This is a genomic window from Escherichia coli DSM 30083 = JCM 1649 = ATCC 11775 (assembly GCF_003697165.2).
In the GTDB taxonomy this organism is placed as follows: domain Bacteria; phylum Pseudomonadota; class Gammaproteobacteria; order Enterobacterales; family Enterobacteriaceae; genus Escherichia; species Escherichia coli.
In genome coordinates this window covers 199364-223274 of record NZ_CP033092.2, presented here as the reverse complement: position 1 = coordinate 223274, position 23911 = coordinate 199364, and the positions used below count along the sequence as shown (strand labels likewise).

The window sequence follows — 23911 nt, the reverse complement described above, 5'->3', positions numbered from 1 at the left end:
TGCGAATAAATAACTATACAGATTAGCTAATTGAAACGCCTTTCACCCCTGCCATACCTTTTAATAATCGCAACAGATCTTCTATCGACGTCGTGGCATGAAGCTGGATATCAATGGCGACCACTTCATGATCTTCATTTTCCTGCAACGAAACTAAATCCGTTTTTATTTTTTGCTGCTTAAACCAGTCGAGCATTGATACCGTATTACCGTTCACTAATGTCAGCTGTAAATGGTAATTTTTGTTCATCAGGCGGAAGGTTAATTGATGGAAGACTTCCAGCACCAGCAAGGTCATCACTGAACCATAAATACCCAGTTCGTACATACCGCTGCCAATAACCATACCAATGGCGGCGGTCACCCAGATATCCGCTGCCGTCGTCAGACCTACAATATTTTGGTTACGAACGAGAATGTTACCTGCACCGATAAACCCGACGCCCGTCACAACCTGAGCAGCAATACGGCTGGGATCCAGTCCGACGTGACCTAAAGACAGCACGTCAGCAAAACCATATTTCGAAACAATCATAAACAGGGCGCTTCCCATGCCAATTAATACATGTGTGCGTAACCCTGCTCCTTTGCCGCGCATTTGCCTTTCCATGCCAATAGCGCCACAGGCAATTACCGCAAGTATAAGTCGTATAATAAATTCTGCTGTCATATAAAAATGCAAAAAGGAGCAGCAAGATGGCTCAACTTGCTACTCCTTTTTACTTGTACCTTATTAATTCGGCAAGTCATTAGATGCTTGATTTTTGAAGGTATACAAATTTTTCTGCGGGTTTTTCTTGCAGTATTCGATCACTTTAGGAATTTGAGTGAGATCGGTTTCATTTAAAGTAACGGTATCGCCACCTTTATATACTGTTTCTTCATGCAGCATCCACCACGCAACTGGTGTCATTGCTTTTGGATTCAGATCAATAAATTCCTGGCAGGTCATATCTTTAGCGGATTCATTGGCTGCCAGCGCAGATTGTGCGTTCACCAGTGACAAAGCCGCTACAGCGCCCATAAAAATAAACGCTTTACGGAGAGATGAAATGTTCATTTTGTAACCCATTCAATATAGAGATTATATACAAACAGGAGGAATAGCTGCTTTTAAAGAAGATATTCCGGCCTGTTCAATATGCAAGGAAATACGATGTAACGCATTCCCGGAATTACATATCTTTCTTAATTTTGTCCCATTCGCCTTTAACTTTATCTTTAAAGCTGGCTTTTTTATCCTGAGTACAAGCCTGAACGATAGCTGGGGTTACGGTTGCAATACCCTGAACATCTAAAACCGCATCTTCTGGTTTATCTTTGTTGTTCAGTGCTTCAGCAAAACCGACTGCAGTTGGCTGGAAGGATTCGTCCACAGCCAGGAAATCTTCACAGGTCCAGGAGTTGACCGGTTTTTTGTTATCAGCTGCTTTTTGTGCATCCGCTGCATTGCTCACTACTGGCAGAAGAAGCAGACCACCAAGAATAACGCCTAATACTTTTTTCATCGTAATATCCTCAACTATAAAGTGAAAGAGCCGTCACGAATCAATTTCGACACTGAGGTTATAACCTGGTTTTCTGTATATGTCATGTTGATGGAAAATATCAAAATCAGATATTTTTATTTCAATACAATGAGTTACAGATGCATCAGATACTGTAATTAGGAAATTTTTATTAAATCGACTGCATTCTTAGACGCGTTTTTGGCATAGATTGATAGCAGGGGATTTTCTTCTTAATTTTATAGGGTGGTTCTATGTTATATATAGATAAGGCAACAATTTTGAAGTTTGATCTGGAGATGCTTAAAAAACATCGCAGAGCAATCCAGTTTATTGCCGTGCTGCTGTTTATCGTCGGGTTGCTGTGTATCAGTTTTCCGTTCGTCTCTGGCGACATTTTAAGCACAGTAGTGGGTGCATTATTAATCTGCTCGGGCATTGCGCTTATTGTCGGGCTATTCAGCAACCGCAGTCATAATTTCTGGCCGGTATTATCCGGTTTCCTCGTCGCAGTCGCCTATTTATTGATCGGCTATTTCTTCATCCGCGCACCAGAGCTGGGCATTTTTGCCATTGCGGCATTTATTGCCGGTTTGTTCTGTGTGGCAGGGGTTATTCGCCTGATGAGTTGGTATCGTCAGCGTTCAATGAAAGGCAGTTGGCTACAGCTCGTTATTGGTGTGCTGGATATCGTCATTGCCTGGATATTCCTTGGTGCTACGCCGATGGTGTCGGTAACGCTGGTTTCCACACTGGTGGGAATTGAACTGATATTTAGCGCCGCCAGTCTGTTCAGCTTCGCCAGTTTGTTCGTTAAAAAGCAATAATTATCCCTATTTCCACCTGGATCATAGTCACATTAAGTGACTATGATCCAGTTAATACTCTCTTAGCTATACAGTGTTTCAGTTCAATTACGCACTATCATTGAAACAATTGCCTGCTGTTGATTATTTCAACCTACTGAATTTAATCTGATTTTTTTCGTTCCATGGCAAATTAGCCATTTCAAACATTATCATGGCTGATATTTTCCGTGGTCAGGTTTAATGTTTTAAAAGTGCTGTGGGAAAGTGAACAAAGAGTTCCGTAAGCGTTGATGCTATGGGCGGTTAAATAAGTAATCCGGGTTCATTTTTTTGCAACTGGCGTTGATTACATTGCATAAATATCCGTGTCTCCAGACGCTATATAAAAACCTGAAGACATGAATGAGTTATTTAATCAGGTAATTTCAATGCGTTAAAAGAAAGCTGGCAATCCAATTGCCAGCCTAAGTCGAAACAAGGAGACTCGATATTTAAATCGGATTACATTTTAACTTTAGTAATATTCTTCAGAGATCACAAACTGGTTATTGATAACTTATTCTTGGGCAGTAATCCGCAAAAGTTAACCTTTTGTTTACTAGTTACAAACTGATAACAACCAGGAATCTTACTTAGGACCAATATATGGAGTGTGTGATGGATAAATCTGAAGTATTGATTAGTGTTAATAGACGTATTAGTTCACGAAGGGCAAAGTTCTTATAGGCGTTTACTATATTGAACAACGATTCGGACAAGGATGTAAATAATGAAAAGGATGACATGTTCGAAACGATAACGGCTAAGGAGCAAGTTATGATTTTTCTCATGACGAAAGATTCTTTTCTTTTACAGGGCTTTTGGCAGTTGAAAGATAATCACGAAATGATAAAAATCAATTCCCTGTCAGAGATCAAAAAAGTAGGCAATAAACCCTTCAAGGTGATCATTGACACCTATCACAACCATATCCTTGATGAAGAAGCGATTAAATTCCTGGAGAAATTAGATGCCGAGAGAATTATTGTTTTGGCACCTTATCACATCAGTAAACTAAAAGCTAAAGCGCCTATTTATTTTGTCAGCCGTAAAGAAAGTATCAAAAATCTTCTTGAGATTACTTATGGTAAACACTTGCCCCATAAGAATTCACAACTATGTTTTTCACATAATCAGTTCAAAATTATGCAACTGATTCTGAAAAACAAAAATGAAAGCAATATCACGTCAACGCTCAACATTTCGCAACAAACATTAAAGATTCAGAAATTCAACATTATGTACAAGCTGAAATTAAGACGTATGAGCGACATCGTCACCCTGGGTATCACATCTTATTTTTAGTAAGGACATAAGCAACTGAAATTGATGGCTGGCATGACGAGGGATGCAGATGCTGATTTCAATACCCCCGGTGATTATTGAAGGAGAGACGAAAACGACTTTATTCCCCTGGTATGTGTATCCACCAGTAGAACCCTTCGTTGCCCGCATGCTGGCAGAAACTGTTGGCAGAACGGCAACATTTTTTTTGTCGTTGACCTCACCATGTCGATCACTGTGCTTGCATCCCATCTTACTGGCTGACAACCCCACTATGCCGCTGGTCTGTAAATCCCTCATATCTCTCCTCGCGCGCAATTTAAAGAACCGTTATTTCTCAAGAATTTTCAGGGACTAAAATGAACAGAAGAAGAAAACTGTTAATACCGTTGTTATTCTGCGGCGCGATGCTCACCGCCTGCGATGACAAATCGGCGGAAAACGCCGCCGCCATGACGCCTGAGGTCGGTGTCGTCACACTCTCCCCCGGTTCGGTCAATGTGTTGAGCGAATTGCCCGGTAGAACCGTTCCTTATGAAGTTGCCGAGATACGTCCCCAGGTGGGCGGTATTATCATTAAACGCAACTTTATCGAAGGCGATAAAGTGAACCAGGGCGATTCGCTGTATCAGATTGATCCTGCGCCTTTACAGGCAGAGCTGAACTCCGCCAAAGGCTCGCTGGCGAAAGCGCTCTCTACCGCCAGCAATGCCCGCATCACCTTTAACCGCCAGGCATCGTTGCTGAAGACCAACTATGTTAGCCGTCAGGATTATGACACCGCGCGCACCCAGTTGAATGAAGCAGAAGCCAATGTCACCGTCGCCAAAGCGGCTGTTGAACAGGCGACGATCAATCTGCAATACGCGAATGTCACCTCGCCGATTACGGGCGTCAGCGGGAAATCGTCGGTGACCGTCGGCGCACTCGTTACCGCTAATCAGGCAGATTCGCTGGTTACCGTACAACGTCTGGACCCGATTTATGTCGATCTCACGCAGTCGGTGCAGGATTTCTTGCGCATGAAAGAAGAGGTCGCCAGTGGGCAAATCAAACAGGTTCAGGGCAGTACGCCAGTACAGCTCAATCTGGAAAATGGTAAACGTTACGGCCAGACCGGCACGCTGAAATTCTCCGACCCGACGGTGGATGAAACCACGGGCTCCGTGACGTTACGGGCGATTTTCCCCAACCCAAATGGTGACTTGCTGCCTGGCATGTATGTCACGGCATTAGTGGATGAAGGTAGCCGCCAGAATGTATTACTGGTGCCGCAGGAAGGCGTCACCCACAACGCCCAGGGTAAAGCAACGGCACTCATTCTGGATAAAGACGATGTCGTGCAGCTACGCGAAATCGAAGCCAGCAAAGCCATCGGCGACCAGTGGGTTGTCACCTCTGGCTTGCAGGCTGGCGATCGGGTGATCGTTTCCGGTTTGCAACGCATTCGTCCGGGTATCAAAGCACGTGCAATTTCCTCCAGCCAGGAAAACGCCAGCACCGAATCGAAACAATAACGTTGCAGGCTTAAGGGGACTTTCATGGCTAACTATTTTATTGATCGCCCGGTTTTTGCCTGGGTACTTGCCATTATTATGATGCTTGCAGGCGGTCTGGCGATCATGAACTTACCGGTTGCGCAGTATCCGCAGATTGCGCCACCGACCATTACCATCAGCGCTACCTATCCGGGTGCCGATGCGCAAACGGTAGAAGACTCGGTCACTCAGGTGATTGAGCAAAATATGAATGGGCTTGATGGCCTGATGTACATGTCTTCAACCAGCGATGCGGCAGGTAATGCCTCCATCACTCTGACCTTCGAGACGGGGACATCACCTGATATCGCACAGGTTCAGGTGCAAAATAAACTGCAACTCGCTATGCCTTCATTACCTGAAGCGGTGCAGCAGCAGGGAATTAGCGTCGATAAGTCGAGCAGTAATATCCTGATGGTAGCGGCATTTATTTCTGATAACGGCAGCCTCAACCAGTACGATATCGCGGACTATGTAGCGTCTAATATCAAAGACCCGCTAAGCCGTACCGCGGGCGTTGGTAGCGTACAGCTCTTTGGTTCCGAGTACGCCATGCGTATCTGGCTGGACCCGCAAAAACTCAATAAATATAACCTGGTACCTTCCGATGTTATTTCCCAGATTAAGGTGCAAAACAACCAGATTTCCGGTGGTCAACTGGGTGGCATGCCACAGGCGGCAGACCAGCAACTGAACGCCTCGATCATTGTGCAGACGCGTCTGCAAACGCCGGAAGAATTTGGCAAAATCCTGTTGAAAGTTCAGCAAGATGGTTCGCAAGTGCTGCTGCGTGATGTCGCCCGCGTCGAACTTGGGGCGGAAGATTATTCCACCGTGGCGCGCTATAACGGCAAACCTGCTGCCGGGATCGCCATCAAACTGGCTACCGGAGCAAACGCCCTGGATACCTCGCGAGCGGTGAAAGAGGAGCTGAACCGTTTATCGGCTTATTTCCCTGCAAGCCTGAAGACGGTTTATCCTTACGACACCACACCGTTTATCAAAATTTCTATTCAGGAAGTTTTCAAAACGCTGGTTGAGGCTATCATCCTCGTCTTCCTGGTCATGTATCTGTTTTTGCAGAATTTCCGCGCCACAATCATCCCGACGATTGCCGTACCGGTGGTTATTCTCGGGACGTTTGCGATCTTGTCGGCGGTCGGTTTCACCATCAACACGTTAACTATGTTCGGGATGGTGCTGGCGATAGGGTTACTGGTGGATGACGCCATCGTGGTGGTGGAGAACGTCGAGCGTGTCATTGCGGAAGATAAGCTACCGCCGAAGGAAGCGACGCATAAATCGATGGGGCAGATCCAACGTGCGCTGGTCGGGATTGCCGTTGTTCTTTCCGCAGTGTTTATGCCGATGGCCTTTATGAGCGGTGCGACCGGGGAGATCTACCGCCAGTTCTCCATCACGCTGATCTCCTCCATGCTGCTTTCAGTATTTGTAGCAATGAGCCTGACCCCTGCCCTGTGCGCCACCATTCTGAAAGCCGCGCCGGAGGGCGGTCACAAACCTAACGCCCTGTTCGCACGCTTCAACACGCTGTTTGAAAAATCAACTCAGCACTATACCGACAGCACCCGCTCGCTGTTGCGTTGTACCGGTCGCTACATGGTGGTCTACCTGCTGATTTGCGCCGGGATGGCGGTGCTGTTCCTGCGTACGCCGACCTCTTTCTTACCAGAAGAGGATCAGGGGGTATTTATGACCACCGCGCAGTTACCTTCCGGTGCAACCATGGTTAACACCACGAAAGTGCTACAACAGGTGACGGATTATTATCTGACAAAAGAGAAAAATAATGTTCAGTCGGTGTTTACCGTTGGTGGCTTTGGCTTCAGTGGTCAGGGGCAAAACAACGGTCTGGCGTTTATCAGCCTCAAGCCGTGGTCTGAACGTGTCGGCGAGGAAAACTCGGTTACCGCGATTATTCAGCGGGCAATGATTGCGCTAAGCAGTATCAATAAAGCCGTCGTCTTCCCGTTCAACTTACCCGCGGTGGCTGAACTGGGTACCGCGTCAGGTTTTGATATGGAACTGCTGGACAACGGCAATCTGGGGCACGAAAAGCTGACCCAGGCGCGAAACGAGCTGTTATCACTGGCAGCGCAATCACCGAATCAGGTCATCGGGGTACGCCCGAACGGCCTGGAAGATACGCCGATGTTCAAAGTGAACGTCAACGCCGCGAAAGCCGAGGCTATGGGTGTGGCGCTGTCTGATATCAACCAGACAATTTCCACCGCCTTCGGCAGCAGCTACGTGAACGACTTCCTCAACCAGGGGCGGGTGAAAAAAGTGTATGTCCAGGCAGGCACGCCGTTCCGTATGTTGCCGGATAACATCAACCAATGGTATGTACGCAACGCCTCTGGCACGATGGCACCGCTTTCTGCCTATTCGTCTACCGAATGGACCTATGGTTCACCGCGACTGGAACGCTACAACGGCATCCCGTCAATGGAGATTTTAGGTGAAGCGGCTGCCGGGAAAAGTACCGGTGACGCCATGAAATTTATGGCAGACCTGGTCGCAAAACTTCCGGCAGGCGTCGGCTACTCATGGACCGGACTGTCGTATCAGGAAGCGTTATCCTCAAACCAGGCTCCCGCGCTATATGCCATTTCACTGGTCGTGGTGTTCCTCGCCCTCGCCGCACTTTATGAAAGCTGGTCAATTCCGTTCTCGGTGATGTTGGTTGTTCCGTTAGGCGTCGTTGGCGCATTACTGGCCACCGATCTGCGCGGCTTAAGTAATGACGTTTACTTCCAGGTTGGTTTGCTGACCACCATCGGGCTTTCCGCCAAGAACGCCATCCTGATTGTCGAATTTGCCGTTGAGATGATGCAGAAAGAAGGGAAAACGCCGGTAGAGGCAATCATCGAAGCAGCGCGTATGCGTTTACGCCCAATCCTGATGACTTCTCTGGCCTTTATTCTCGGCGTGCTGCCGCTGGTTATCAGTCATGGTGCCGGCTCTGGCGCGCAAAACGCGGTAGGTACCGGCGTAATGGGCGGGATGTTTGCCGCAACAGTGCTGGCAATTTACTTCGTTCCGGTCTTTTTCGTTGTAGTGGAACATCTCTTTGCCCGCTTTAAAAAAGCGTAACGTGTAAATGAGAGTAAGGTTGAACGTGAGGGTTCAGCCTTACTCTTTCCTGCTAACCATTCACCACTCAACAACCAGCTAACCGTCAGGAATACCAGGCTTAGTACACAGCACTGAAAGTAGAAACCACTCCAGCCATTCGTCATCAATTTGAACAGCACAATACTGACCCACATTCCCGTAATCGTATGAATTGTTAGCTTAATAATCCCAAACATGCCGAGTCTTTTCCTCCTGAAAATACCTATACCGCCTGGCAAACTACGAAAGAGAACTAGCCGGTAGCCCGGCAGAAATCATCAGGAAAGAGTTTCACATGAAGCAGACGTGAGATCCTGACCAATATTCAAATGCGAAATATGTCAGGAAAAGGTACCCGGCGAATGTTGCGAAAACTGATGTGGCGTTACACCATAATATTGTCTAAATGTATTTATAAAGTATGACGTACTGCTATAGCCACATTTTTCCGCAATAGTATGCAGAGGTATTTGACGTAACTCGAGTAATCGTCTGGCCATCGACATCCTGGAGGCGAGTAATATTTTACTGAAACAGGTATTTTCATCCTGCAACTTTTTTTTGATGAGACTCTCGCTGGTGTACATTCTTTCTGCGATATCGCGTAGATACCAACGTTTAGCGATATCAAAGCTAATAAGGCGTTCAACTTTTCCTGAAACAGTACTGATACTATTGAAAAGTAAGGGGATCAGTTCTTTCTTATGAGAAAACATTGATAAACAGGAAAGATAGAGCATTTTGCTCAGTATCGGCGAATTGACCCGGGGGTCATTGAAACTATCAAAAATCGCCGTCACCAGCTGTATGGGGGGTGACTGGTTAATTAACAAACGGTCTTTGCTATGCAATCCTAAATTGCGTGGCAACTGACGAATATTTTGTAAGTAATGGCAAACTGTCAGCTCTTCGATATCCAGCCGTCGCGTATCAAGTGAACAAAACGCAAAATCGTCTGCCAAATTTTTATCCAGCAGCAGGATACTCTCGTTATGCAACGATATTTTTTGCTGTTCATGATGAATATCGAATGAACGACGAACGAGGATCACCGAGCAGACATGAGCCATGACTATCCTTTATATTTCATTACTGCGATTATTTCAATGTCAGTATACTAATGAAATGACGCCAGACTGTTTCTGTGTGCAAAAACTGCCATATTTGGTAGGACCAAATTTTATCCACAAAGTAGTTTTGCATAACAGTTAATTGATAATAAGTAAATGCAACACGATTATATTTTCACACAGCGTATAGCTTATGTTTATAAAAAAATGGCTGATCTTATTTCCAGTAAAAGTTATATTTAACTTACTGAGAGCACAAAGTTTCCCGTGCCAACAGGGAGTGTTATAACGGTTTATTAGTCTGGAGACGGCAGACTATCCTCTTCCCGGTCCCCTATGCCGGGTTTTTTTTATGTCTGAGTAAAACTCTATAATCTTATTCCTTCCGCAGAACGGTCAGTGCCGTAAAAAATCCCTTGCGCAGCCATACTTGCCGCCGAGCCACAGTTCGGTAATTCCTGCGCCGATCGCTCCTGATACTCTGTGGGCGTCATCCCATAATAATTTCGAAAAACGTAAATGAAATACGACACGCTGTGATATCCACAGGATACTGCAACTCGCTTAATTGAAACCCCATATATAACAATAAGTTGTAAAGCACGCTGCATCCTACACTCAGTAAGCAACTGTGAATATGACGTACCTTCTTCGCGCAATTTTTTCTTTAACAGGCTTGGACTCATCAACAATTCGCTAGCAATTCGGGCTAATGTCCACTCATGGGCGATATTATTATTGATGACCGTACAAACTCGTGTTCGCATATTCGGTTGCAACACGTTCAGAAGTAACGGTATAAACTGCGTATCCTCAAGAAAAACAGATAACAACGCAAAGATTAATGCCCTTTTACGTAGCATTTCTGCATAGCGAAGATTCTTATTCTGCGATAGTTGCGCAACTTCCTGAAAAACAGGAATATCTCTGGTACAGTGATGAACGAGTAATGAAGGAACTTTTTTATGTACATGAAGTTTTAATGCCTCCTCCTTGAGCATCGGGAGAAATAATGAAAGCGTGTCTCTTGAAACTAATACGAAATTCTCAACACACTTATCCACTTGAATTTGGCTTGCATCCGCAAAAACCAGATCACCGCCATTAAAATAGCGATATTCACCATTAACCATGGTGAGAATATATTTATGTCTTGCGTACGCAATTAGACAATTACCATGTAGTGGTTGCATAGTTGACTTAATATTACATAAACATATTACTGTTTATTAATGTAGCACGCCGCCCTCTTAAGTCAAATTGATTGATAAATAAATTTAAACGAAGCGGGAAAACAGGATGATAATGAGCGATGATACTCGGGCTGGATGACTGGATTTATTATATAAAAAGGGGACTTAAGAACGCAGAGGAATTAATAGTAAGCAAATAATTCATCATCGTAATATTAAGCAGTATCGCTATGCTCCATAACATTCATATAACATATATCTTATCAACACGATGAATAGACAGGTAATATATTATTGCAATTAATAAGTAGCCGAATACCCACCTGTTTTTAAAGGTTGGGCATTCGGTTTTTACAACGTGATGTTATCAGGTGTGTTTAAAGCTGTTCTGCTGGGCAATACCCTGCAGTTTCGGGTGGTCGCTGAGATATTTCAGGGAGGCTTTGTAGTCTTCCAGCAACAGTTCAGCAAAGTCCATTTCGAAGCCGCGACGACACATAATGCGCATCACCACGATGTCGGTGGCTTCACCGCCGAGAGTGAAGGCCGGAACCTGCCAGCCGCGCAGACGCAGACGTTCAGAGAGGTCATACAGGGTGTATCCCGGATCTTCACCATCTTTCAGTTTGAAGCAAACCGCCGGGATGCCTTCGTCCGGGCGACCCGTACAGATGAACTCATACGGCCCCAGTTTGGCGATTTCATCCGCCAGATAAGCAGCAACCTGGTAGGAAGCGTTCTGTACTTTGGTATAGCCTTCACGACCGAGGCGCAGGAATTCATAGTACTGTGCAATCACCTGACCCGCCGGGCGGGAGAAGTTGATGGCGAAAGTACCAATCTGACCGCCGAGGTAGTCAACGTTGAACACCAGTTCCTGCGGCAGCGCTTCTTCATCACGCCAGATAACCCAGCCGCAGCCCAGCGGAGCCAGACCGAATTTATGGCCTGAAGCACTGATCGATTTCACACGCGGCAGGCGGAAGTCCCAGACGATATCCGGGGCGACGAACGGTGCCAGGAAGCCACCGCTGGCGGCGTCGATGTGCATGTCGATGTCGATACCGGTGTCGGCCTGGAATTTATCCAGCGCATCGTGCAGCGGCTGCGGGAACTCATAGTTACCGGTGTAGGTCACGCCGAAAGTCGGCACCACGCCGATGGTGTTTTCGTCGCAGGCTTCAATCATGCGTTTCGGGTCCATAAACAACTGACCGGGGCGCATAGGGATCTCACGCAACTCCACATCCCAGTAGCGGGCGAATTTATGCCAGCAGATTTGTACCGGACCGCACACCAGGTTCGGTTTGTTAGTCGGCTTACCTGCAGCTTCCATACGCTTGCGCCAACGCCATTTCATCGCCATCCCGCCGAGCATACAGGCCTCGGAAGAACCAATGGTGTTGGTGCCAACGGCCTGACCATTTTTCGGTGCAGGCGCATGCCACAGATCGGCAACCATGTTTACGCAACGCAGGTCGATTGCAGCGGATTGCGGATATTCTTCTTTGTCGATCCAGTTTTTATTGATCGACAAATCCATCAATTTATGGACGTTTTCGTCGTCCCAGGTCTGGCAGAAAGTGGCCAGGTTCTGACGAGCGTTGCCATCAAGATATAATTCATCATTGATAATCTGAAATGCAACATCATCGCGCATTTCGTGCAGCGGAAATCGTTTTGATTCTGCGATAGTAGAAATGGCCTTTGCGCCAAAACGTGAATCGAGTAGTTCTGAGCGGAAATCCGTTAACAGCTTCTGGTCCATTTCGAACTCCTTAAATTTATTTGAAGGCAATAAAAAAGTAGGATTTATCCGCAATGGAAGCAAGGTATTACAGGATTAATTTAAATAACAAAATCCTAAGCAGAAAAACGACTTTTTATAATATAAACATTTAATATGATAATATTAAAAACAGACTTTATTATCGTAATAAAAATCGCCCAAACACTCCTGTTCGGGCGATCAAATTAATTATTGTTTATCCTGCATATACGGCGTGTAAACCCCGTTCAGACTGTGCAGGAAAGCGACGATATCATCCACATCCTCCTGCGGCAGCTCTTTGCCTACCTGATAGCGCAGCATCAGTTTCACCGCCCCGTCCAGCGTCGGCACGTCACCGCGATGGAAGTACGGTGCCGTTAAAGCAACGTTACGTAAACCGGGTACTTTCTGACGCAATTTATCACGCTCTTCTTTAGTAACATTCATACGACCAATATCCGCCGCCGTAATTTCACCAAAGTTAAAGTCTTTTTTCAGCCCCAACGGTTCAAAGGAACGTCCGCCGAGAATAATACCACCATGACAAGTTGCACATTTATTATCTTTAAATAATTGATAGCCTTTTTTCTGTTGCGCCGTCAGAGCATTCTCATCTCCACGCAACCATTTATCAAATGGGGAATCCGGCGTAATTAATGTTTTCTCAAATTCAGCAATGGCATCAGTAATATTTTCGCCACTGAAACCTTGCGGATAGACTTCGAGGAACTGCGCTTTAAGCTGCGGATCTTTTTCCAGCTTAGCAATAATTTCGTCCCAGGATTTCGACGCCATTTCAATCGGGTTCAACGGCGGTCCACCAGCCTGATCCTGCAATGTTGCCGCACGACCATCCCAGAACTGCTCAACGTTAAATACTGAGTTAAATACCGTCGGCGCGTTAATCGGCCCAACTGCGCCACCAACACCAATCGATGTTTTTCTGCTATCGACGCCCCCCGCATTCAACGCATGGCAATGAGCGCATGAAATGGTGCTATCAGCCGATAAACGGGGATCGTGATACAGCGCAAAACCCAACGCCACTTTTTGCGCATCGGTAGGCAGTTTTTGCGGGATGGGCTGCACCGGTTCATTGCGATGCTCCGGAGCAGTATCATTGCTGGCGTAATATTCCGCGCGCTGTTTTGCAATCCAGGCCAGTATTTCCGCCCGCTCTTCATCACTCACCTTACCCGCCCAGTGAAGCGCGGTATAACGCGTTGGCGGCATAGTTTCATACTGCATCACCCATTCAATCTTATTCAGATCGCTTTGCGAAACGGGTTTATTAGCCAGCAGAGCCGCACGCACGGCCTCGAGGTTAAAAGATTTATATCCAAGCTTTATGTCGTAATCCATCAACTGTTTCGCGCCGGGAATATAATAATAGGCAGGTAATTCTGCCGAAGGCGTATGGCAATAATCGCATCCTTTTTCGCGGAGAAAGCCTAAAACCTTATTATTTTCACTGACAGCAGATGCCTGAACATCGGCCTGTTTACTGCGTTTATTATCGTGGTACCACACATAACCAGATAACCCTAAATAGCAAATCGCGACGCCAGCCAGGCCGATCGCGGTAATACGTGAGACCATTTTCATTATTCTTCCCTCACGGTGGTGAGTTATTGTGACCCAGAAAATTTTCCAGAATGCTGCAAACGTCTCTGCGAGACAAAGCCATCATAAAAAACAGGGAGATATGCTTTTTGATAGGAATCAATCAATTACATGAATATAAACTATCAATAAGATAGCCAGTGCCTATTATCCAGCTCAGGAATGGCATATCATGATTGCGGCGAGAGCAGGATTGAATGTTCTGAAAATGAAAAACAACACGAAATCCGTATTTTTATAAATTCCATTGATATTAGTGCGTTATATTTTTTGGCAGGTTAATAAACGTGATCCACCGCACGCTTTGTCGCCCACCAGGCGGAGCGAATGACTACCCTTAAAGAAAAGCCCGATAATTAGCGACGAATTTCGGAGGTCGGATCCTTATGCTCAATCAGAAAATTCAAAACCCTAATCCAGACGAACTGATGATCGAGGTCGATCTCTGCTATGAGCTGGACCCGTATGAATTAAAACTGGATGAGATGATCGAGGCAGAACCGGAACCCGAGATGATTGAAGGGCTGCCCGCCTCTGATGCGCTGACGCCTGCCGATCGCTATCTCGAACTGTTCGAGCATGTTCAGTCGGCGAAAATTTTCCCCGACAGTAAAACCTTTCCCGACTGCGCACCCAAAATGGACCCGCTGGATATTTTAATCCGCTACCGTAAAGTGCGCCGTCATCGTGATTTTGACTTGCGCAAGTTTGTTGAAAACCACTTCTGGCTGCCGGAGGTCTACTCCAGCGAGTATGTATCGGACCCGCAAAATTCCCTGAAAGAGCATATCGACCAGCTGTGGCCGGTGCTAACCCGTGAACCACAGGATCACATTCCGTGGTCTTCTCTGCTGGCGCTGCCGCAGTCATATATTGTCCCGGGCGGCCGTTTTAGCGAAACCTACTATTGGGATTCCTATTTCACCATGCTGGGGCTGGCGGAAAGTGGTCGGGAAGATTTGCTGAAATGCATGGCTGATAACTTCGCCTGGATGATCGAAAACTACGGCCACATCCCCAACGGCAACCGCACCTATTATTTGAGCCGCTCGCAACCACCGGTTTTTGCGCTGATGGTGGAGTTGTTTGAAGAAGATGGTGTACGCGGCGCGCGCCGCTATCTCGACCACCTGAAAATGGAATATGCCTTCTGGATGGACGGTGCAGAATCGTTGATCCCTAATCAGGCCTATCGCCATGTTGTGCGGATGCCGGACGGCTCGCTGCTCAACCGTTACTGGGACGATCGCGACACACCGCGTGACGAATCCTGGCTTGAGGACGTTGAAACCGCGAAACATTCTGGTCGCCCGCCCAACGAGGTGTACCGCGATTTACGCGCGGGGGCGGCCTCCGGTTGGGATTACTCTTCCCGTTGGCTGCGTGATACTGGTCGTCTGGCGAGCATTCGTACCACCCAGTTCATCCCCATCGATCTGAATGCCTTCCTGTTTAAACTGGAGAGCGCCATCGCCAACATCTCGGCGCTGAAAGGCGAGAAAGAGACAGAAGCACTGTTCCGCCAGAAGGCCAGTGCCCGTCGCGATGCGGTAAACCGTTACCTCTGGGATGATGAAAACGGTATCTACCGCGATTACGACTGGCGACGCGAGCAACTGGCGCTGTTTTCCGCTGCCGCCATTGTGCCGCTCTATGTCGGTATGGCGAACCATGAACAGGCCGATCGTCTGGCAAACGCCGTGCGCAGCCGGTTACTGACACCTGGCGGGATTCTGGCAAGCGAGTACGAAACCGGTGAACAGTGGGATAAACCCAACGGCTGGGCACCGTTACAGTGGATGGCAATTCAGGGATTTAAAATGTACGGCGATGACCTTCTGGGTGATGAAATCGCGCGCAACTGGCTGAAGACGGTGAATCAGTTCTATCTGGAACAGCACAAACTGATCGAGAAATACCATATTGCCGATGGTGTTCCTCGCGAAGGCGGCGGTGGCGAGTATCCGTTGCAGGATGGGTTTGGCTGGACTAACGGTGTGGTACGCCGTTTAATTGGTTTGTACGGCGAACCATAATATTTTTACAGCCAGCCGCTAACTTCCTGCTGGCTGTAAAATTATCCTCTTCAGGAGGAGATATTTAACATCATTGCCGCCTGGGTGCGATTTTTGACTTCCAGACGGCGATACAGTGATTCCAGATGCGCTTTTACCGTTCCGGTACTGATATTCAGCGCCCTGCCTATCTCTTTATTTGATTCGCCCGCCGCTAACATGGTTAAAATCTCCCGCTGGCGGGCGCTTAACGATTTGAGATCTTTAATGTCCTTTTCCGGCGTCGTTCGCCAGTCTCCAGGCAGAAACATCATCCCCATCGCCGCACTATTTACCGCCAACGCAAATGTCTCGACGGTTGAATCACGAGGCACAATGGCCAGCACATTAAAATGAATAACTTCCTGTAACCACCGTTTGTTGCAATCCGTCGCCGTAATTAACACCTTAACCTCAGGAAATTGCACCGCGGTTTTTTGCAGCAACCAGTAGCAAAACTCACCATCCTGATCGCCATCGAGCATCACTAAGGCTTCAGGGTAACTTTCCAGCTTTTGCCATAACTCGTCTGCCTGACTGGCCCCCTGAATACTCACTCCTGGAATACGATGCTGTAAACTGATTTTCATTCCATGAATAAATATTGACTGCCTGTCAAACATGACTATTTGCATAACTGAATCTCCACCTGAATACGTTAAAAAGACTTAAGTAGTGGAAGGGTATTACCCGCGAGAAAAAATAAGAATTCGCCATTTGGCGGTGGCCATTCTACAGAGATGACGCGTAGAAAATAGTTACCGATATAAATAGTTACAGCTAAACGCCTGAAATTACATGTCGAGGGCACTATTTAAAACATTTTTGAGGATTTCCTTATATCGGTAGTTAGTACGCATGCAATTAAAAATGAAATTCCGCGACCATAAACAAAAATAACAAACGGCAATGAGATAAAAATAAGCACAAATAGCCAATACATCTTCTATTCACTTTAAAGGGAATCGCTGAAAAATACGCTCTGTTTAAGGGAATTCACCTTTCTCATAAAGCTATTCCTCCCTTTTCCTGCTGAGAAATCGCCACATTCATCATGACAACATTGTGAAACCCGGCATTAGATGTTAGAAAAAACAATAAACAATGCGATATGCGCGCTACTGTTTCGTTGTGAACAACAATCGGTCAAAGAAATGGATAAAATTCACGCAATGCAGTTGTTCATCAAAGTCGCGGAGCTGGAAAGTTTTTCCCGCGCGGCGGATTTCTTTGCTTTGCCAAAGGGAAGTGTTTCGCGCCAGATACAGGCACTGGAACATCAACTTGGCACCCAGCTTCTCCAGCGCACCACGCGACGGGTCAAACTCACGCCAGAAGGCATAACCTATTATCAACGGGCAAAAGATGTGTTGAGTAATCTCAGCGAACTGGACGGTCTGTTTCAACAGGATGCCACCAGTATCAGCGGTAAATTACGCATCGACATCCCGTCAGGAATCGCGAAAAGCCTGTTACTGCCGCGCTTGTCGGAATTTCTCTATCTGCATCCGGGAATTGAGCTGGAACTGAGTAGCCATGACCGTCCGGTAGATATTCTTCATGATGGTTTTGATTGCGTGATACGCACTGGCGCATTACCGGAAGATGGCGTTATCGCCCGTTCTCTCGGCAAACTGACCATGGTCAACTGTGCCAGTCCACACTATCTGACGCGCTTTGGTTATCCGCAAAGCCCCGATGATCTGACTTCACACGCAATAGTGCGTTATACACCGCACCTGGGTGTACATCCGTTAGGTTTTGAGGTTGCCAGCGTTAATGGCGTCCAGTGGTTTAAGTCTGGCGGCATGTTGACGGTAAACAGTAGCGAAAACTATCTCGCCGCCGGTATTGCCGGTCTGGGGATTATTCAGATCCCGCGCATTGCCGTGCGCGAAGCCCTGCGTGCCGGGCGGCTTATTGAAGTGTTGCCTGGCTACCGTGCCGAGCCGCTGTCCCTTTCACTGGTTTATCCGCAGCGTCGGGAGCTTTCCCGGCGTGTAAACCTGTTTATGCAGTGGCTGGCTGGCGTAATGAAAGAGCACCTGGACTGACCGACTATACTTTTTAAGAATAACCACGACAGAAGGACAAAAGAGCGGATGACGCAGGAAAACGAGATCAAACGTCCCACCCAGGATCTGGAGCACGAGCCGATTAAGCAGTTGGATAATAGCGAGAAAGGCGGCAAAGTTAGCCAGGCGCTGGAAACCGTCACCACCACTGCCGAGAAAGTCCAACGCCAACCGGTTATTGCGCACCTGATTCGCGCGACAGAACGCTTTAACGATCGGCTGGGTAACCAGTTTGGGGCGGCTATCACCTATTTCTCATTTTTGTCGATGATCCCCATTTTGATGGTGTCGTTTGCCGCAGGGGGCTTTGTGCTGGCCTCCCATCCGATGTTGCTACAGGATATCTTCGACAAAATTCTGCAAAACATTAGCGATCCGACGCTAGCCGCCACGTTGAAAAACACCATCAACACCGCCGTTCAGCAGCGTACGACTGTAGGGCTTGTCGGTCTGGCAGTGGCGCTTTATTCCGGCATCAACTGGATGGGTAACCTGCGTGAAGCGATTCGCGCCCAGTCACGCGATGTCTGGGAACGCTCGCCGCAAGATCAGGAGAAGTTCTGGGTAAAATATCTGCGTGATTTTATTTCGCTGATTGGTTTGTTGATTGCGCTGATTGTGACGCTTTCTATCACCTCGGTTGCCGGTTCTGCGCAGCAAATGATTATTAGCGCCCTGCACCTGAACAGCATTGAGTGGCTGAAACCGACATGGCGGTTGATTGGCCTGGCGATTTCCATCTTCGCCAACTATCTGCTTTTCTTCTGGATCTTCTGGCGGTTGCCGCGCCACCGTCCGCGCAAAAAAGCCCTGATCCGCGGAACATTTCTGGCTGCTATTGGTTTTGAAGTGATTAAAATCGTGATGACCTACACCCTGCCATCGTTGATGAAATCACCCTCTGGCGCAGCATTTGGTTCCGTGCTGGGGCTGATGGCATTTTTCTACTTCTTCGCCCGTTTGACGCTGTTTTGCGCGGCGTGGATTGCCACCGCCGAATATAAAGACGACCCGCGAATGCCGGGGAAAACGCAGCCTTAAAATAGGCCGGATGCGGCGTACGAATTTATTCGGCCTGGCTCCCCGTAGGCCGGATAAGATGCGCCAGCATCGCATCCGGCTATAATGCGCACATAACCTCTTGAAACTCTTTCCCAGAGCCTCTTTAGCCATCTATTCAGGAGCAAACAATTTCATTCCAACTCATAACCCCAGCATATAAATCCAGTTGGTAACTTTTATTTAACCTAAAACCAGTTTAATCCACCATTTATAAAATTATGTGAAGCATTTCATAGAAGAAAAATCACTGGCCTAAACATTATCCCCTTTTTGCATGATTTTTGACCATTTCCGCGATTTGTTACACATTGAAATATCACTTTTGCTGTGCGTAATATGGCTATTCGTTAGCCAAAAAATAAGAAAAGATTATGCAAGCAACAGCCACAACACTCGACCACGAGCAAGAATACACGCCGATCAACTCGCGTAATAAAGTCCTTGTCGCCTCTCTCATTGGCACGGCCATTGAGTTCTTCGACTTTTACATTTACGCCACTGCGGCCGTTATTGTGTTTCCGCATATCTTCTTCCCGCAGGGCGATCCAACGGCAGCAACGCTACAGTCGCTCGCCACCTTCGCCATCGCCTTCGTCGCGCGCCCCATTGGCTCTGCCGTTTTTGGTCATTTTGGCGATCGCGTTGGGCGTAAAGCGACGCTGGTCGCCTCGTTGCTAACGATGGGGATTTCGACCGTGGTGATTGGTCTGCTGCCAGGCTATGCCACGATTGGTATTTTCGCCCCGCTGCTGCTGGCGCTGGCTCGATTTGGTCAGGGTCTGGGCTTAGGTGGTGAATGGGGCGGCGCGGCGCTGCTGGCGACTGAAAACGCCCCACCGCGCAAACGTGCATTGTACGGCTCCTTCCCGCAGCTGGGCGCACCGATTGGCTTCTTCTTTGCCAACGGCACTTTCTTGCTGCTTTCCTGGCTACTGACCGACGAGCAGTTTATGAGCTGGGGCTGGCGTGTGCCATTTATCTTCTCGGCGGTGCTGGTCATTATCGGCCTGTATGTTCGCGTGTCGCTGCATGAGTCGCCGGTGTTTGAGAAAGTCGCTAAAGCGAAAAAACAGGTGAAGATCCCGCTGGGTACGCTGCTGACCAAACATGTTCGCGTAACCGTACTGGGTACGTTCATTATGCTGGCAACCTATACGCTGTTTTACATCATGACGGTCTACTCTATGACCTTTAGTACCGCCGCCGCGCCAGTTGGGCTTGGTTTACCGCGTAACGAAGTACTGTGGATGTTGATGATGGCGGTTATCGGTTTTGCAGTGATGGTTCCGTTGGCGGGTCTGCTGGCAGATGCTTTTGGTCGCCGTAAAAGTATGGTGGTGATCACTACGCTTATCATTCTGTTTGCCCTGTTTGCCTTTAACCCACTGTTGGGTTCTGGTAATCCAGCATTGGTGTTTGTTTTCCTGCTGCTGGGCTTGAGTTTGATGGGCCTGACCTTTGGTCCGATGGGGGCGCTGCTGCCGGAGCTGTTTCCGACGGAAGTCCGTTATACCGGAGCATCGTTCTCCTATAACGTATCGTCGATTCTCGGGGCGTCTGTTGCGCCGTATATCGCGGCCTGGTTGCAGACTAACTATGGGTTAGGCGCGGTGGGGTTATATCTGGCGGCGATGGCCGGACTGACGTTAATTGCCCTGCTGTTAACGCATGAGACGCGGCACCAGTCGTTGTAGTCGTTTTAACTGCCGGATGTCAGACATCCGGCAACTATCATCACTTCTTCATCTGCGACAAAATTGTCCGGCACTGATTAGCCTCCCCTTCGGAAGGTGAGATCAGTGCCAGCAATGCTGCCGCTGGCGTAACCAGCGTTGCCAGTGCCGCCGCAACAGCACCACGGGCAATCAACGGCCCGGCTTTCACCCCAGCCTGCGGATTTTTAAACGTCCCACGCACATACAGCGGCGAACGCAGCGTGATAATGCGAATCCCTTTACTTTCTGGATCGATAGTTAAATCCAGCTGTTCCGAAGCAAAACTTGCCGTGCCGGTAACATTGATCAACGCATTCTCGGTATCAAAAGCGAAAACCTGCGGACGCGCCACACCGTTGGCAATATCCAGATTCGCTGCCGCGCAGTTCACCCGCACCTCATCGTCACCAAATATCGCACCGACAATGTAGTTACCAACATTCAGCCCGACAATCTCCATCAGGTTGCGGCTCACCAGCCCGTCATTCATCAACAGTTTCAGGTTGCCATTACTGTTGCCTAAAAGCGCCGCCACCGAGTTACCGCTACCGCGTAGTTCCGCGTCACCGTTCATTTCCCCCAGCGTCTTCTGCATCAGTTCCACATCCGGCATCAGTTCTTTCAGTTTCAGTCGACGAGCCTGAATATCTGCCCGCCCCTGCATCGGCTTTTTATCGCCTTCCAGATGAATATTCGCCGCAATGCTGCCGCCCGCTATGCCAAATTTCAGCGGTTGCAGGCGCAGGTCAGCATTTTTGAGGATGATATGAGTAGAAAGATCGCTAATCGGCAGGCTGCTGCCATGCTCAATGCGCCGCCCTTTGAAGCGAACATCGGCATCCATAACGTCCCATTTATCGGTTTCGAAGCGGTCATAAGGCAGCACTTTGCCCGCAGGCTGAACGCTTTTTTCGCCCTTCTTCTGTTCAGACCGTTTCGACTTTTCTGCCCCTTTCCCGGAATCAACGCCAATCAACGGTCCCAGGTCCGCCAGCCGCAATTGCCGCGACTCGACATCACCTTCCAGTTTTGGTCGTGGCTTGCCGGTGGTATAGATCAGAGAACCGTGGATATCGCTATCGCCAATGCGCCCATTAAAACCGCGATAATCAAAGACCGACGATTTTTCAGTGTCGATTTTCGCTACCAGCCGACCATCCGTTTCAAACGGCGGTGTATCGGGCAGCAGAACGCCCGTCAGTTCATAGAGATCACCCAGCGAATCGCCAGAAAATTTAAGCCGTAAATCGACACCCCCCATCTTCATTGGGTCATTCACAACGCCATCAAAAGCAACACGGGTGTTACCAGAGCGGAAATCAGCCTGTACCGGAAACGGCGTTCCTTCGCCACGCAGCGCCAGCATACCGCCTATTTTTCCCGTACCAGTGAGCGGTTCACCGTTATAACGTCCCTGCGCCTTCAGGCCAAAAACGTAATCGCCCACCTTTTCTTTATCCGCTTTACCTTTCGATCCGGTAACTTCGCTGAACGGCAGCGGCTTGCCTAACGGATCGACAAAAATTTCCAGATCCGCTTTGCTTACTTTGTCATCAATGGCGATCCGCCCTTGATCGAAAAGAATATTATCCAGCTGAAACGACCACGCCGACGGCTTTGCATTCGCGTCTTTGTTGTCATCGTTGGCGAGATTAAACGTCCAGTTATTGTTCTTTTCGGAGAGGCGAATCAGGCGCGCGTCGGGCTTTTCGAGCTTGATCCACGGCAACCAGACCGTTTTGGTCAGCAGCGCCAGCGGGGCCAGCGTCGCTTCTACTCGCGGCAAATGCACCATTGTGACTTCGGGAATATCCGGTGGATTGCCAAGAATGATGTCTTCCGCGTGTACATGGGGCCACGGCACCCAGCTGCGCCAGCCAGTTTCTTGTTTTTGCCGCTCCCACACCACGCCCAGATCGCCACGGATAGCGAACGGACGATTCAACTCCGCAGAGACTTTCTGGTTGATGGTCGGTTTGAGTCGATTCCAGTCAAAAGTTGCAATCAAAATGATCGCCACGACAATCAACAACAAGAAAGCCCCTGAAATCGCAGCGGTTATTTTGCCTGCCTTGCTCATCGTTCGCTTCCTCATATTCTTCCTGTGCCAGTCCTAAAGATAGTCCAGCCAGGCGGAAAATGAGGCAACTTATAGCGCCAGAACCGCCGTATTCAGCGTTTCTATCGGTGCCGGGCGTGAAAGAAACCAGCCTTGTGCGGCGAATGCGGGCGAGTTCTGAACATCACGCCACTCTTCCGGTGTTTCTACGCCCTCGACAATCACCCCGCGACAATAGCGATTCATTAGATGTAAAAGCTGAGAAAAGAGTGTGCGTCCTTCCGGCGACTGACGCAGCATCACAAACAGTTCTCGCGCGATTTTGATGTAGTCATAACGCACTTCACTTAGTGCAGAGAAATTTGCCATCCCGGTACCAAAATCATCCAGCCACAGCGGGCCAAATTCACACATCGAGGCAAAGGTTGAATCTTTCGGCAGGCGGATGTGTTCCACCAGTTCGAAACGCAGCCAGGGAAGATCCTCAATCTGGCGCAGGATTTTTGGTTGCTGACGCAGGGCGATGAGCGTAGGGCCATCAATATTGACCGATGCCAGCAGGCCGTGCTCTACAAAGAAGTCGGCTTTTTGCGCCAGCAAATCAATCTGCTCTTTCACAACCTCCATCCGATGGCTAACGGTGATTTCAGTAAAATAGCGATCCGGCGGCAGGCGTTGCGAAGGGTTCAAGGGATGCGTGACCACCGTTAATAGCTCCACGGCCATTAACCGCCCGCATGTTTGATAGATCGGCTGCCAGGTGTAAGCACGCTCACACTGCAACCAAAAACGCCGTTCCTGCAAGCTCTCGATGCTTGCTTCAGGGTTGCTTATTCGCTGGATAACCTGCCTTATCATCAAAGATGTCCTGTGTTTAAAAGTGATGCTGCCCGGACTCGACAAAGATTATCGGCGCGCAAGGGCAGAACTTTACCGCCTGGCCGGGGTAAATTTCCCCACTCCACAACGGAAT

Annotated in this window: 19 protein-coding genes; 8 read left to right on the top strand and 11 right to left on the bottom strand. The window is 48.2% G+C overall.

The features are described from left to right. Positions 1–22: 22 nt before the first annotated feature. From yhiD to hdeA, 3 genes are all read right to left on the bottom strand, one after another. Positions 23–670: an MgtC/SapB family protein gene (yhiD, locus tag EAS44_RS01815; protein ID WP_000123131.1), complete on the bottom strand. Its 648-nt coding sequence runs from the start codon at positions 668–670 to the stop codon at positions 23–25. 63 nt (positions 671–733) lie between these two features. Then, positions 734–1060 carry an acid-activated periplasmic chaperone HdeB gene (hdeB, locus tag EAS44_RS01810; protein ID WP_001298717.1) on the bottom strand — a complete coding sequence of 109 codons (327 nt, stop codon included), beginning with the start codon at positions 1058–1060 and terminating at the stop codon, positions 734–736. Positions 1061–1175: 115 nt separating this feature from the next. Further along, on the bottom strand, positions 1176–1508 hold the full coding sequence (gene hdeA / locus EAS44_RS01805; protein ID WP_000756548.1) for an acid-activated periplasmic chaperone HdeA: 333 nt from the start codon (positions 1506–1508) through the stop codon (positions 1176–1178). Between the two features lie 254 nt (positions 1509–1762). Between hdeA and hdeD the strand changes: the two genes are divergently transcribed. Next, a complete protein-coding gene (hdeD, locus tag EAS44_RS01800; protein WP_000965671.1) occupies positions 1763–2335 on the top strand; it encodes an acid-resistance protein HdeD in 573 nt (190 codons plus the stop codon). Positions 2336–3133: 798 nt separating this feature from the next. Then, positions 3134–3661 carry an acid resistance transcriptional activator GadE gene (gadE, locus tag EAS44_RS01795; protein WP_000576690.1) on the top strand — a complete coding sequence of 176 codons (528 nt, stop codon included), beginning with the start codon at positions 3134–3136 and terminating at the stop codon, positions 3659–3661. On the opposite strand, the gene EAS44_RS01790 is transcribed toward gadE, so the two are convergent. After that, complete coding sequence (locus EAS44_RS01790; RefSeq protein ID WP_001332153.1) at positions 3611–3940, bottom strand: hypothetical protein; 330 nt, start codon at positions 3938–3940, stop codon at positions 3611–3613. The two genes, gadE and EAS44_RS01790, sit on opposite strands and share 51 nt — an antisense overlap. A 107-nt stretch (positions 3941–4047) precedes the next feature. Between EAS44_RS01790 and mdtE the strand changes: the two genes are divergently transcribed. Together mdtE and mdtF are read left to right on the top strand one after the other, a co-directional pair. Continuing rightward, complete coding sequence (gene mdtE, locus EAS44_RS01785) at positions 4048–5157, top strand: multidrug transporter subunit MdtE (protein WP_001304950.1); 1110 nt, start codon at positions 4048–4050, stop codon at positions 5155–5157. Between the two features lie 24 nt (positions 5158–5181). Next, positions 5182–8295, top strand: coding sequence for a multidrug efflux pump RND permease MdtF (mdtF, locus tag EAS44_RS01780; RefSeq protein ID WP_000024848.1), 3114 nt, complete (start codon positions 5182–5184; stop codon positions 8293–8295). Between the two features lie 362 nt (positions 8296–8657). Here mdtF and gadW read toward each other — a convergent pair whose 3' ends face one another. The 4 genes from gadW to ccp all read right to left on the bottom strand — a co-directional run bounded on the left by gadW (position 8658) and on the right by ccp (position 13955). Then, complete coding sequence (gene gadW / locus EAS44_RS01775; protein WP_000951553.1) at positions 8658–9386, bottom strand: acid resistance transcriptional activator GadW; 729 nt, start codon at positions 9384–9386, stop codon at positions 8658–8660. Between the two features lie 368 nt (positions 9387–9754). Continuing rightward, positions 9755–10579: an acid resistance transcriptional activator GadX gene (gene gadX / locus EAS44_RS01770; RefSeq protein WP_001182743.1), complete on the bottom strand. Its 825-nt coding sequence runs from the start codon at positions 10577–10579 to the stop codon at positions 9755–9757. Positions 10580–10946: 367 nt separating this feature from the next. Then, positions 10947–12347, bottom strand: a complete 1401-nt coding sequence (gene gadA, locus EAS44_RS01765; protein WP_000372259.1) for a glutamate decarboxylase — start codon at positions 12345–12347, stop codon at positions 10947–10949. A gap of 210 nt (positions 12348–12557) precedes the next feature. Continuing rightward, complete coding sequence (gene ccp / locus EAS44_RS01760; RefSeq protein WP_000784839.1) at positions 12558–13955, bottom strand: cytochrome c peroxidase; 1398 nt, start codon at positions 13953–13955, stop codon at positions 12558–12560. A gap of 404 nt (positions 13956–14359) precedes the next feature. On the opposite strand from ccp, the gene treF reads away from it, so the two are divergent. Further along, a complete protein-coding gene (treF, locus tag EAS44_RS01755; protein WP_000934214.1) occupies positions 14360–16009 on the top strand; it encodes an alpha,alpha-trehalase in 1650 nt (549 codons plus the stop codon). Between the two features lie 50 nt (positions 16010–16059). Here the strand turns inward: treF and yhjB are convergent, their stop codons facing one another. Next, complete coding sequence (yhjB, locus tag EAS44_RS01750; RefSeq protein WP_001167662.1) at positions 16060–16662, bottom strand: helix-turn-helix transcriptional regulator; 603 nt, start codon at positions 16660–16662, stop codon at positions 16060–16062. A 519-nt stretch (positions 16663–17181) separates the two neighbouring features. Here yhjB and rcdB point away from each other — a divergent pair. The 3 genes from rcdB (at position 17182) to yhjE (ending at position 20858) form a co-directional block, all read left to right on the top strand. Beyond that, positions 17182–18081, top strand: a complete 900-nt coding sequence (gene rcdB, locus EAS44_RS01745) for a LysR family transcriptional regulator (protein ID WP_014639513.1) — start codon at positions 17182–17184, stop codon at positions 18079–18081. Positions 18082–18129: 48 nt separating this feature from the next. Then, positions 18130–19143 (top strand): inner membrane protein YhjD, encoded by a 1014-nt coding sequence (gene yhjD, locus EAS44_RS01740; RefSeq protein WP_000191257.1) that lies wholly within the window; start codon positions 18130–18132, stop codon positions 19141–19143. A gap of 392 nt (positions 19144–19535) precedes the next feature. After that, positions 19536–20858, top strand: a complete 1323-nt coding sequence (gene yhjE, locus EAS44_RS01735) for an MFS transporter (protein ID WP_001148998.1) — start codon at positions 19536–19538, stop codon at positions 20856–20858. A 40-nt stretch (positions 20859–20898) separates the two neighbouring features. Here yhjE and yhjG read toward each other — a convergent pair whose 3' ends face one another. Then, on the bottom strand, positions 20899–22959 hold the full coding sequence (gene yhjG, locus EAS44_RS01730; RefSeq protein WP_001314213.1) for an AsmA family protein: 2061 nt from the start codon (positions 22957–22959) through the stop codon (positions 20899–20901). Between the two features lie 69 nt (positions 22960–23028). Beyond that, positions 23029–23796, bottom strand: a complete 768-nt coding sequence (gene pdeH, locus EAS44_RS01725) for a cyclic-guanylate-specific phosphodiesterase (RefSeq protein WP_001329855.1) — start codon at positions 23794–23796, stop codon at positions 23029–23031. Positions 23797–23911 lie beyond the last annotated feature (115 nt).